The organism is Microbacterium sp. Kw_RZR3 (genome assembly GCF_029222405.1).
GTDB lineage: Bacteria > Actinomycetota > Actinomycetes > Actinomycetales > Microbacteriaceae > Microbacterium.
In genome coordinates this window covers 1-11,306 of record NZ_JARHXC010000326.1, presented here as the reverse complement: position 1 = coordinate 11,306, position 11,306 = coordinate 1, and the positions used below count along the sequence as shown (strand labels likewise).

At 64.7% G+C, this 11,306-nt stretch carries 15 protein-coding genes and 1 tRNA gene; 11 read left to right on the top strand and 5 right to left on the bottom strand.

Annotated elements, in window-relative coordinates; genetic code table 11:
• Nucleotides 1-1,049 (bottom strand): iron-siderophore ABC transporter substrate-binding protein (locus P2P98_RS18030; protein WP_275801648.1); only part of this gene is annotated, 1,049 nt, incomplete at its 3' end.
• 23 nt (nucleotides 1,050-1,072) lie between these two features.
• On the opposite strand from P2P98_RS18030, the gene P2P98_RS18025 reads away from it, so the two are divergent.
• The 3 genes from P2P98_RS18025 to P2P98_RS18015 all read left to right on the top strand — a co-directional run bounded on the left by P2P98_RS18025 (nucleotide 1,073) and on the right by P2P98_RS18015 (nucleotide 3,234).
• Nucleotides 1,073-2,122: an iron ABC transporter permease gene (locus tag P2P98_RS18025; RefSeq protein WP_275801647.1), complete on the top strand. Its 1,050-nt coding sequence runs from the start codon at nucleotides 1,073-1,075 to the stop codon at nucleotides 2,120-2,122.
• A complete protein-coding gene (locus P2P98_RS18020) occupies nucleotides 2,119-3,123 on the top strand; it encodes an iron chelate uptake ABC transporter family permease subunit (protein ID WP_275801646.1) in 1,005 nt (334 codons plus the stop codon). The genes P2P98_RS18025 and P2P98_RS18020 overlap by 4 nt, the downstream gene beginning before the upstream one ends.
• A 38-nt stretch (nucleotides 3,124-3,161) precedes the next feature.
• A tRNA-Lys gene (locus tag P2P98_RS18015) sits at nucleotides 3,162-3,234 on the top strand.
• Between the two features lie 188 nt (nucleotides 3,235-3,422).
• Here P2P98_RS18015 and P2P98_RS18010 read toward each other — a convergent pair.
• From P2P98_RS18010 to P2P98_RS18000, 3 genes are all read right to left on the bottom strand, one after another.
• On the bottom strand, nucleotides 3,423-3,716 hold the full coding sequence (locus P2P98_RS18010; protein ID WP_275801645.1) for a hypothetical protein: 294 nt from the start codon (nucleotides 3,714-3,716) through the stop codon (nucleotides 3,423-3,425).
• 130 nt (nucleotides 3,717-3,846) lie between these two features.
• Complete coding sequence (locus P2P98_RS18005; protein ID WP_275801644.1) at nucleotides 3,847-4,953, bottom strand: acyl-CoA desaturase; 1,107 nt, start codon at nucleotides 4,951-4,953, stop codon at nucleotides 3,847-3,849.
• Nucleotides 4,954-5,107: 154 nt separating this feature from the next.
• Nucleotides 5,108-5,554, bottom strand: a complete 447-nt coding sequence (locus P2P98_RS18000) for a hypothetical protein (RefSeq protein ID WP_275801643.1) — start codon at nucleotides 5,552-5,554, stop codon at nucleotides 5,108-5,110.
• Nucleotides 5,555-5,586: 32 nt separating this feature from the next.
• On the opposite strand from P2P98_RS18000, the gene P2P98_RS17995 reads away from it, so the two are divergent.
• From P2P98_RS17995 to P2P98_RS17980, 4 genes are all read left to right on the top strand, one after another.
• Nucleotides 5,587-5,751, top strand: coding sequence for a hypothetical protein (locus tag P2P98_RS17995; RefSeq protein ID WP_275801642.1), 165 nt, complete (start codon nucleotides 5,587-5,589; stop codon nucleotides 5,749-5,751).
• Between the two features lie 54 nt (nucleotides 5,752-5,805).
• A complete protein-coding gene (locus P2P98_RS17990) occupies nucleotides 5,806-6,294 on the top strand; it encodes a hypothetical protein (RefSeq protein WP_275801641.1) in 489 nt (162 codons plus the stop codon).
• A gap of 535 nt (nucleotides 6,295-6,829) precedes the next feature.
• Nucleotides 6,830-7,138 carry a hypothetical protein gene (locus P2P98_RS17985; RefSeq protein ID WP_275801640.1) on the top strand — a complete coding sequence of 103 codons (309 nt, stop codon included), beginning with the start codon at nucleotides 6,830-6,832 and terminating at the stop codon, nucleotides 7,136-7,138.
• A gap of 277 nt (nucleotides 7,139-7,415) precedes the next feature.
• Complete coding sequence (locus tag P2P98_RS17980) at nucleotides 7,416-7,703, top strand: hypothetical protein (RefSeq protein WP_275801639.1); 288 nt, start codon at nucleotides 7,416-7,418, stop codon at nucleotides 7,701-7,703.
• A gap of 1 nt (nucleotide 7,704) precedes the next feature.
• Here P2P98_RS17980 and P2P98_RS17975 read toward each other — a convergent pair whose 3' ends face one another.
• A complete protein-coding gene (locus P2P98_RS17975) occupies nucleotides 7,705-8,250 on the bottom strand; it encodes a helix-turn-helix domain-containing protein (RefSeq protein WP_275801638.1) in 546 nt (181 codons plus the stop codon).
• Nucleotides 8,251-8,482: 232 nt separating this feature from the next.
• Here P2P98_RS17975 and P2P98_RS17970 point away from each other — a divergent pair, with 232 nt between their 5' ends.
• The 4 genes from P2P98_RS17970 (at nucleotide 8,483) to P2P98_RS17955 (ending at nucleotide 11,283) form a co-directional block, all read left to right on the top strand.
• A complete protein-coding gene (locus P2P98_RS17970; protein WP_275801637.1) occupies nucleotides 8,483-8,776 on the top strand; it encodes a hypothetical protein in 294 nt (97 codons plus the stop codon).
• Nucleotides 8,773-9,729, top strand: a complete 957-nt coding sequence (locus tag P2P98_RS17965; protein ID WP_275801636.1) for a virulence protein RhuM/Fic/DOC family protein — start codon at nucleotides 8,773-8,775, stop codon at nucleotides 9,727-9,729. The genes P2P98_RS17970 and P2P98_RS17965 overlap by 4 nt, the downstream gene beginning before the upstream one ends.
• A gap of 485 nt (nucleotides 9,730-10,214) precedes the next feature.
• Complete coding sequence (locus tag P2P98_RS17960) at nucleotides 10,215-10,736, top strand: hypothetical protein (RefSeq protein WP_275801635.1); 522 nt, start codon at nucleotides 10,215-10,217, stop codon at nucleotides 10,734-10,736.
• Entirely contained in the window at nucleotides 10,726-11,283 is a 558-nt protein-coding gene (locus tag P2P98_RS17955) for a hypothetical protein (protein WP_275801634.1), read from the top strand. Before P2P98_RS17960 ends, P2P98_RS17955 begins: the two co-directional genes overlap by 11 nt.
• The last annotated feature ends 23 nt before the right edge of the window (nucleotides 11,284-11,306 follow it).

Genomic DNA, 11,306 nt, shown 5'->3' with positions numbered 1-11,306 from the left:
TTGCCGTCCACCGCGCGCACGATCTCATCCTGAACGAGGCGTGCCGCGACGGGCCCGGCGTTGGTGAACCACGGGTCGTAGTCGACCGCGACGGCACGGCCGTCGGCGACGGCGCCGAGCGTCTTCCACAGCGGCGCGTCTTCGATGAACGCGGTCCCCTGACCGATGCCCGCGTAGAACACATGGTCGGCGTCGGCCAGGTCGATCTGCTCGGCGCTGATGTCCTGCGACGTGTCATCGAACTGCTGCGAGGCGGGTCGTCCGAGCCCGAGGTCTTCGGCGATTCCCCCGGCGAACGAGGGCACCCCCATGATGCGCGTGCGGTCCCCGGTGGACTGCAGGAACGAGACCGTCGGCTCCCCCGCCGCGTGCGTCTCGGCGAACGCCGCACTGTCTGTCTGCAGTGAATCCAGGATGCCGCGCGCCTCTCCCTCTTGACCGAGGGCGTCGGCGATGAGCAGGAAGTCGCTCTTCCAGTTCACGCCGTTGCCTTTGGTGAGGACAGTGGGGGCGATCGCGGAGAGCGCGTCGTACAGCTCCGTGCCGCGAGTTGAGTTGATGAGGATCAGGTCGGGGTCGGCCTGGGCGATGGCCTCGAGGTCGGGCTCCGTCCGCTTGCCGATGTCGGCCATCGCGGCGAGCGGCGCGGCCTCTTCGGGGAAGGCATCCTGCAAGTACTGCGGGACGAGGCCGCTGTTCTCGGCGCGCGTCGCCGCGACCGGCACGGTTCCGAGCGCCAGGAGGGCGTCCAGTTGACCGGTCGAGACGACGGCGATCCGTGTGGGCTGCGCGGGGATCTGGGTGACACCCCCGAAGTGGGTCACCTCGCGGGGGAAGACCCCGTCGGCCTCACTCGAACCCATCCCGGGCTCGAGGTCGCGCGAGACCACCCAGTCGCCGCTGGCAGCAGCCTCGGCGTCGACGGTCGACGTCGGCGCACCGGCCCCAGCGCAGCCGCTGAGTGTGAGGACGAGGGCCGCCCCGAGGGCAAGGATCGCTCGTCTAGGACGATGACGGACGTGCGGAGACGAGAAACGAAAGAGGGTCACACGGTTAGGATAACCTTACCTCTGTGCTCGATTCGGCCGCTGTCACCTCGCCGGGGATCGCGGGGCAGCTGATTGCGCGTCGTCGAGCGGCGCGTTCTCGCGCGGTCGTGCTCACGCTCGCCGTGTCCGTGCTCCTCGCCGTGCTCGTCGTCGCGAGCCTCGCCGTCGGTTCGCGCGCCTTCGCGCCCACGGATGTGCTTTCGGCCTTGTTCTCCGAGAGACAGGATGCCGTCGGCGTCATCGTCCATGAGCTCCGAGTGCCGCGCACCCTCACGGCGCTCCTCGCCGGAACGTGCCTGGGGGTCGCCGGCGTCCTCATGCAGGCGCTCACCCGGAACCCGCTCGCCGACCCCGGGCTTCTCGGGGTGAACGCGGGCGCCGCGCTCGGCGTGGTCGTCGCGATCGCCGCCTTCGGCGTCGGCACGGCGAGCGGTTACGTGTGGTTCGCCTTCGCCGGCGCCGGCGGAGCCGCCCTGCTCGTGAACGCCGCCGCGCGACCCGATCGCCGCAACGACACGATCGGGCTGATCCTCGCCGGCGTCGCGTTGAGCGCCTGCCTCAGCGCCATCGTCGGCATCATCACCCTCGCCGACGACGCCACGTTCGAGTCGTTCCGGTTCTGGGCCGTCGGATCGTTCGAACGGAGGGATGCCGATGTCGCGGCTCAGCTGTGGCCGTTCGCGGTCGTCGGGATCGTGCTCGCCGCCTTCGTGGCGCGCGGCCTCGACCACCTGCAGCTCGGGAGTGATCTGGCCCGATCCCTCGGGGTGTCCCCCGCGGTCGTGACGATCGGGGCGGGCGCGGCGATCACCGTCCTCTGCGCGACCGCGACGTCGGCGGCGGGACCGCTTGCGTTCATCGGCCTCCTCGTCGCCCACGCCGTCCGCGGTGCCGTCGGCGGCTCCGTCCCGGTGTCCCTGCCGCTCGCGGCGGTCACGGGTGCCACCCTGACGCTCGCGAGCGACATCGTCGGACGCATCATCGCCCTCCCCGGCGAAGTCGAGGCCGGCATCGTCGCCGCCTTCCTCGGCGCGCCGCTGCTGCTCTGGCTGATCCTGCGGAGGAGCCGATGAGCGCGCCCTCTCGAACCCGGCTGTCGCGACGCGGACGCCCCCTCGCGGTCGCGGCGATCCTGATCGCTGTCGCTGTGGGCGCAGCCGCCGTCGGCCTCACGACGGGTTCGTTCGACGCGTCGCTCGGGGATGTCGCATCCGCTCTCACCGGAGACGCCGACGCCCGAACCACCGTCGTCGTCATGGGCATGCGGATGCCACGCCTCGCCGCCGCCCTTCTCATCGGGGCCGCGTTGGGAATGGCCGGCGCGGTCTTCCAGACCCTGGCCCGAAACCCGATCGCGAGTCCCGACATCGTCGGGTTCACCGCCGGATCGGCGACCGGGGCGCTCATCGGGCTGACCCTCATCTCTCCTCCCCCGTCTCCTGCCATCGGGGCGTGGACGGGAGGCCTGCTCACGGTCATCGTGGTGATGGGGATCGCTCGCAGCGTCGGGATCTCCCGGGAGCGCACGATCCTCGCGGGCATCGCCCTCACAACGCTCCTGGCCGCCGTCAACGACTATCTCCTCACGCGCGCTCCGCTCGACGTCGCGCGGAACGCGACGCAGTGGCTCCACGGCAGTCTCGCCGCCACCTCCGCGAATGACGTCGTGCTGCTCCTCGCCGCGCTCGGCGTGCTGAGCGCGGTGCTGGTCGCGCTCCATCGCGACTATCGCGCCCTCGAGTTCGACGACGACACCGCGCGCTCGTTGGGCGTCCGCACCGGCCGCGTGCGTCTGTCGCTCGTGGTCGTCGCCGCCCTTCTGACCGGGACGGCGACAGCGGTCGCAGGCCCGATCGGCTTCGTCGCCCTCGCCGCGCCGCAGCTGGCTCGTCGCGCGATGGGCGCGAGCGGCATCCCCCTCGTCGGTTCGGCCCTCACGGGTGCCGTCGTGCTGATCGTGGCCGACGTCGTGGCCCAGCGGGCTCTTGCTCCCGTGCAGATCCCCGTGGGCCTGCTGACAGCGGCGGTGGGCGGCGCGTACCTCTTCTGGATCGTCGCCCGCTCCCGCCGGTGAGCACGGCACCCCCGTCGCGCCCGCTAGGCTGGGAGCGAGGGCCTGTAGCTCAGTTGGCAGAGCATCGGACTTTTAATCCGCGGGTCGAGGGTTCGAGCCCCTCCGGGCCCACTCTCCGCCTTCACTCTGCGGGGTGTGGCCGGCTCCCGTACGACAGTCGCTGGACTCATCTCTCGACCCATCGCTGCGATCTCAGTGGAAGCCGTCGCGGATCACCGTTGACTGTGTATTCCGACGGCATGGTTACTGCAGTCCAGGCAAGCGGAACGTTGGGGGATCATCAGGCCAGCGCACCTCGCTCAGAGAGGTGGGAAATGCTTGATGGGATGAGGCGAATGAGATCGAGTACTTGGCGGATGTGGAGGCAGATTCGGTCCGCCATCGTCATCCCAGTGTTCCCGCGCAACCTCGTCGTCGGTCGAACGCCTGTCGCGTTCGATCTCCGCATCGCGCCGAGCTTGTGTCTCATTGGTCGCGGCATAGCCCTGCCAATGCTCACCGGTCGCCGTCGTCCACCGTATCCGCCGGGCACGGCTGCGTCGCGACTCACCCGAGGTGTTGCCGTCTTCGTCGTCCGTCGATGCGCCGCTCATAGCTGGACTCTACGCGCGCGGCAAGCGTGACGATAGACGATCCCGAGACGGCCCATCGTCCGGGTACACCTGCCGACTGCAACCGACGCGGCTACTGGCACGTGGCATCCGTGACGTTGGACGTCGCGCATCAGGCTCGGGCGGCCGCGGAGGTCATGGGGCACTCGAAGGGGTCGCGGGCCGCGAGGCCGACACGGTTGAGATATGCGATGACGATGCCATACGAACGCCAGAGACTGGTCTCGACGTAGGGGACGTTCAGTGTCTCGCTGTGTTCCTTGACGATCGCGCGGGCCCGGCTCAGATGCGGCCGGGGCATGTTCGGGAACAGGTGATGCTCGATCTGGTAGTTGAGGCCGCCCATGAGCCACGTCGCCCACCACCCGCCGGTGATGTTGCGTGAGGTGCGGACCTGCTTGCTGAAGAAGTCGAGCTTCGCGTTCGGGGCGATGACGGCCATGCCCTTGTGATTGGGGGCGAACGATGCGCCCATGTACACGCCGAACACGGCGAGCTGGACGCCCAGGAACGCGAACGCCATCCCGAGAGGAAGGAAGACGAACACCGGGGCGACGAAGACCGAGAACCGAAGCGCGAGGATCGCGAGCTCGCGGCGGCGTCCCTTCACCTCGCCGCGGGAGAGAAGGTGTCTGAACGCGAGGAAGTGAAGGTTGGCGCCCTCGAGCGTGAGGAGGGGGAAGAAGAGCCAGCCCTGCCTCTGGGTGATCCATCGCCGCAAGCCACGTGCTTTCGCCGCGTCGGCCTCGAGGAAGGAGACCGTGTCGACCTCGATGTCCGGGTCCTTGCCGACGCGGTTCGGGTTGGCGTGGTGGCGGGTGTGCTTCGCACCCCACCACGACATGCTCAGACCGACGACGCCGGCTCCCAGCCACAGCGCGAGGCGTTCGTTCCCGGGACCGGAGGCGAGGATCTGCTTGTGCGCGGCCTGGTGGGCGAGGAATGCCACCTGGGTGAACAGGACGCCCAGTGCGGCAGCGATGAGCAGCTGATACCAACTGTCGCCGAAGAGGACGAACCCGGCGATGGCCCCGGCGAACCCGACCGCGAGCACGAGGCCGACGACGGCGTAGAAGCGCTGTGCACGCAGCAGGAGACCGGTCTCTCGAACGACCTGAGACAGCTCGGTGTAGGCCTTCGCCATCGGGGGGAACTCCGTCGTCCCTGCGTAGGTCTGGCGAATAGGACCCAGTCGGGATTCAATGACCGGTGAGCGCATTTCCATTCCTCGGTTTCGTCGTGACCGGTGAGGCCTGAAGCCGATGGCGGTCGCCGAGGACTTACCAACAGGTTACGCGCGTCGTATGTTCACTTTCGTATATATCACTCTCAGCGGCGGTCTTACTTTTTGATATTCGCCGGAATTTCGCGAACTATTCTCGAAGCTGCCAATATGCTGCGAAGGCGTTCAGCGCGTCCGTGTCAGGGACGTCGACCCACAGGCGGATCCCGCTTGTGCGCACACCCGTTCCGTTCACCACGGCGGCACCGCCCAGCTTCGCAAGCGCCGCCGCCAGCGGCTGAGCTGCCTCGGGGGACAGACGACCCAGGTTTCGACCGTTCGAGAAGACGGCCACCGACCTTGCCCTGCCCTCGCGCAGCTTGCCGGAGCGCAACACGTAGAGACGATCACCGACGTCCTGACGCTCGACGTCGTTCACGAGATATTGCGTGCCGATGACCGCGACACTATGCGACGGCAGATTTCGCAAATCGGGCAACTGTCGATGCGTGCTCGCTCGCCCCGAAATTGCGTGGAGCAACTCTTCCCAAAATCTCAATTCCAGCCCGCCCTCTTTTTTGGGCAAAAGAATTGACACCCAACTCGAATATTAGGCGTAGAGTCACAAACATGTGGCTCACACTCGTCATCCTCCTCGTCGCTTGGGCGGTGCTGACGATCGTGGGATTCACGTTCGAGGGCCTGCTCTGGCTCGCCATCATCGGCATCGTGCTCTTCATCGGCACCCTCATCTTCGGACTCATCCGAACCCGCAACCGCCGACGCGCCTCCTAGGCGGCCTCTGCGCCCCCGCGGACACGCAACCCCAGAGAGGGGTCCCCGAGACCCATGACCACCGACACGTCCTCCACAGCATCAAAGCCGCACACAACGCCCACCCCCTCGGTATACCCGAACCCCCTCGGCCTCACGTCCGTTCTCCCTGGATCGCTGCCGCCCAGACTCGGGACACTGACCGCGCCCAACACCTACCAGGTCGACGCCGTCTTCAACCGCCGCCCACAGGCAGAAGAAGTGACCGCACTGCACTCCCCAACGACCCAACAGGCCCTCTCTGACGCTGGCTATCCTTCGGTCACGCTCCGCGTGTCGGACCGGCGCCTCGAAATCGCGAACACCAATCTCGAAGAACTCAAATCCGGCTTGGCAACATTCCTCGCCGACCACCTCGCAGCCATCACCGCGAAGATCCAAAAGGATCACCTCACCGCGCACGCCAGGCTGGCGGCAGCAGCAGAGGCAGAAGCATCTCGAGCCGACGCCATCGCCCGCGAGGCTGGCCTGATCACATTCGAGCAAACACCGGCGACGCCGTAGCCGAACCGCAGCAAAGACACCCAGCCGGCCGCCCGTGGTCAACGCGCGGGATGCATGAGTCCATCCCCGAGATTCTCTCGAAGCAAGAAGAAGAAGTCGCGCGGGTCAGCTGGAGGCAGCTGGAGGACGACTTCGTTGCGGGGGTGTGCCCGCCGAGTCATCGGATTTGCGACCCTCAGCGCTGAGAGGCAGTGGGCTGCGGTTGGATGGGGGATCCGCTTCGCTCGACGCTCCTGACGACGTCAAGAGCGCCCTCTGGATCGCTCACCGTGGCGACCACGCTCGCGAGTGCGAGTCACACGCTTGACCGCCCTTGTGGGCACGCTCCCGGGCACCGCCGTCAGGTGGGGGCGAGCGGCGAGCGGCGGGACCTGGGAGCAAGGTTTCCCGGCGAGGCGCTGCCCGACACCCCTGGTGCGCGCCCTCGCCTTGTGCCCCTATACGTGCCCCGCCACTGACGCGCGAAGTATGCCATGCGGACTCCCTCAACGCAACCCCGGGCGAAGCTGATGGCAGGCCGACATACCGTCCGCGCATGGGCAACAGCATCGAGCGGGTCACCGTCACAGTCGACGGCACGAGCTTCGCGCTCGGCCCGCTCGAGAGCCTCGATGACCTGCGGGAGCAAACCCTCCGAGCCGCCCGCGCCGCAGGCGGCTTCCTCAACGTCACCGCCGACGGCGGCCACCGACTCAGCTTCTTCGTTACGACCACGACATCCATCGTCATCTCCGTTTCCACTGTCCCGCTCATCGCTCAAACCGCGGACGGCGACCCCCACGTTTGGCTACCGGGTATAGCGACCGATTACGACGAGGACGACATCCGCTTCGACACCATCTAGCATCGCCGAGGCTGCGAAGACCTAGCCGCGCGACGGCAGCGCGGCGGCGTGCGCTCGCAGGAATGGACACCATCGGCGGGGTCGATTTGCTCGGTGCGTGAATGTGAGACTTTCTGCATGCACGACATTGACGCTTCGCCGCCCCGCTGTTCTCGGGAGCAACTTGAAGCGTGGGTGAACGAGTTCGAGCAAAAAGAGCACTACATCGCAGGCCGGATCACTATCGCACCGCAAGAGGACGATGGCGGGCAGGACACCGGGCTTGTACCAACCCAGCATGGACCTCACGGAAGATCAGGCTGTCACGTATCGCCAGGCGGTCACGGCGAAGTGGCCAAGCCTCCCCCACCGTGCCGGCAAGGCGTATGCCCAGTTCAGCAAGGTCATTGCGCAGCTTGAGTCGGCACCACCGCCACCGAAAAAGACTCCTGGCAGGAGGCGCACAAACAAGTCATTTGTCATCCGCACCGAAGCACTCGTTAGACCGGATGTCGACTTCGACAAGCTATCCCGTGTACTTCTTGCCATCGCGCGAGACAAAGCCGAGAAGAAGAAGGCCGCCTAGCTCACCGCGCTCCCCCGCGCGGCCGCATCTGAACGCCTGCCTCCATCAAGCACGACCTCGTCTGCGCATAGCTCACTCCAGCGGAGTCTGCGATAGCTGAGATCGCCTCGCCCTGCTCATACCGCGAGACCATCCGATTGACCTGCTCGCTCGTAATCGTTGGCTTCCTTGGGCCACGTGGGCGGATCGGTTCACCCATCGACACGAGCAGCCGCTGCACCTTGTTGGCGCTGAACCCGAGCCGATCGCCGATCGCAGCTAGGGACTCCCCCGCCCGGTACTTCTCAACCAGGTCATCACGTACCTTCGCCGGCACCTCATTTGGATCTACCCGGCTCAGCTTCAAACGAGCAACCAGCATGTCGAGCGTCGTGCGATGCACTCCAAGCTGACGGGCCAGATCTGCGACCAGCTCTCCCTGCTTGTAGCCCTCAACAAACGCCATCTTCTCTGCGTCGGTCAGTCGTCGAGCTCGGCGAGGTACGGGGCGGCTGTCCATCACAACCCGGCACGGCTTCAGATTTGCCAGTTGGCGCAGCTTCACCACCCCTGACGAATTATTCGAGTACCTCTCAACAAGCCCCACCATCTCGCGCTTACTGGAACAAATCGCCTTGAGATAAAGGTTGCTGGGAGTGGATTGCAGAGCGTGAGCGGTATCGATGACGCTCTTTGCTTCTGGAAGACAAGGCACAGCCCGTTCAGGCGGGTGGACCCGAGTGGTTCCCACGCTCCTCCCCATTGACATATCGAACATAGTTTCGCATACTTCGGGGCAGATGAATGCTTCCTCTTTCGCCCGCCTCACTCCCCCGCAGCAGCACGCCATGCTCCTGGCGATGCAAATTCGAAACGCGATGGAGGACTTGCACGTGAGGCACCTCTCGGACGCTCAGATGGCGGAACTCAACCGGATCACCCGCCAGGCGCTCTACGACGGCATCGCCATGATGGAGAACGACGACGACCCGAACTTCATGAGGAACCGCAGCTACCTCATCTCCATGATCCCGGACCACTGGGAGATCCCAGGGCAAGATGAGGACATGCAGGATCGGAAGACCGCGGCATGACCGACCAACAGCCATCCGGCGAGGTGATCCTCTACACGCGAGAAGACGGCGCCCCGGCCCTTGACGTCCGGCTCGATGCCGAGACGGTGTGGCTGAGCCAACAGCAGATCGCGGAGCTGTTCCAGACCTCGCGGACGAACGTCGTGGAGCATATCCAGCACGTCTACGATGAACGCGAACTCGACGAGGGGGCAACCTGTCGGAATTTCCGACAGGTTCGTACGGAAGGCACGCGCCAGGTCGCGCGTGAGATCCCCTTTTACAACCTCGACCTCATCCTGTCCGTCGGCTACCGGGTCAAGAGCGCCACGGCCACGCAGTTCCGCATCTGGGCAACACGTCAACTCCGCGACTACCTGGTGCGTGGCTACGCCGTCAACGAGCAGCGCCTCGAGCATCTCGGGACGATCGTGCAGATCCTCGGGCGCTCAAGCGACGAACTCGTGTCCGGTGTCGCCGATGTGCTCCAGAGTTACCTCCCCGGGTTCACTCTCCTCCGTGACTACGACGAAGGACACATCGACACCCGCCCCTCAGCTGTTCCTGACTGGGAGCTGACCGTCGATGAGGCACGCAGCGTCATCGAACAGCTTCGCGAGGAGTTTCCCGACGACGCGTTGTTCGGTCGCGAACGAGGTGACGGCCTCGCGGGAATCATCGCGGCGCTATATCAGACCTTCGGCGGTCAGGATCTGTACCCCACGGTCGAGGAGAAAGCGGCCAACCTGCTCTACCTGGTCGTGAAAGACCATCCGCTCTCCGACGGCAACAAACGCACCGCTGCCGCTCTTTTCGTCATCTTCCTCGCCAGAAACGGCACCCTCAGCAACGTTGATGGCACTCCGCGCGTGTCCAACAACGCTCTGGCAGCCACCACACTGCTCGTGGCGATGAGCGACCCGAAGGAGAAGGACGTCATGGTCGCCTTACTTACGAGGATGATTGCCAGCTGAGCACAAATTGTCAGTGAATGTCAAACGACTCCTCGTGCACCGCTACGGTTCGCACCACACGAACCAAGTCGCCGAGGCGTAATCGGCAAGATTGGAACGAGATGTGTCCGTTATATAAACGCAGACGAGAGCTTCGTGAGCTTCAAGAGCGCGAGCGTCAAGGTGAAACGTTTTGGACTGAATCCTTCTCACCCGAGACCCGTAACCGGCTTCAGCTGGTCATGCTCAGTAGCACCGGCGGCCGAGACTACCGCACATTAGAAGCTGCAGTTCAGTGCCTTCTCGCGGATCTCGGCCAACTACACCTATCCTCGAGCAGATCAGATGCTCGCGACGACTTCTTCTCGTACCTCAGCGAATGCGAGGATGAAATGGTCCCATCCGTCATGGAAGCCTTCGTGCAGGGCTACACTCGCGCCTTCGAACAAAACGCACGGATTCAGGCCTTCCATAGTGGTACTTCTTACACAGAGACGCTCATTCCCATGAGCGAGGAGCTGTTGAGTGAGCTCAACAGAGTGCTCGCCGAGGACCGAGTGGCCTTCGAGCTTGTCGATGGAGAGATGGTTCCGTTCGCCTCGCGCGAACTTCACGTTGAGGTCACTCAGCCGGCGCTCCGTCTCCTCGCGACCGCGGGCTGGGAACGCGTCGAAACGAGCTACCAGAACGCACTTTCAGAACTCGCTCGGGGCGAGGGCGCAAACGCCATCACAGACGCTGGGACCGCCCTTCAAGAAGCTTTGATACTGCGCGGAGCCGAGGGAAATCAGATAGGCGATCTGACCACCTCAGCGAAACACAGAGGCATCATCGCTGCCCACGACGCCCCGCTCCTGCAGACAATCGACAAGGCATGCAGATGGGTCTCAGCGGACCGAAGCAACACCGGCGATGCCCATAACTCCAGCAGTGCCAGCCGAGACGACGCCTGGTTCACAGTCCACATCGTTGGAGCAATCATCCTTCGGCTCAGCAGCCAAGCCCTCCGGGCAGAAGATGCCCGCTGACGATCAAAGTGCGTTTGGGCGAATTCGCCGCACTAGCTCGCTGAACACTGATGGTTTTGGAACACCCGTCGATTCGTTCGGCACGAGGCCGCCCGAAGAGTTTTTCTCTCTGCTCGGCCGCATCGTCGCGGTGAGTGGTCAGATTGAGTACCTCAAAGATCGACTGGCTCACCTACCTTCGGAAGAAACGGATTCGAGCAAGAAGGTCAAAAGATTCTATGAGAGAGCTCGTGCAGACCAGGAAGAACGTAACGGAGTCGTCCACTCCAGGTGGTTCTTCGGCGCGGATACAAGTGACCCTGATCTGATCACTGGTATCCGGTACAAAGTCCGGAAATCGAACGCGGGGCAGTTGGCGACGGTGTCCATCGTGGACGTGCCCGATAGCGAGCGCAAGCAGGTTGTGGTCCAACACACGCTCAAGTCTCTTGAGGCTCTGCACCGTCGACTGGTCGGAACGGTTCGCATTGGAGAGGTGGCTTATACAAGCCTCATGCTCAGCTGGGGAGCAACTCAGCTCGCGGAAGCTGATCCGCCCTCACCCTAAACTGAGTTCGTTATTGTCACGCA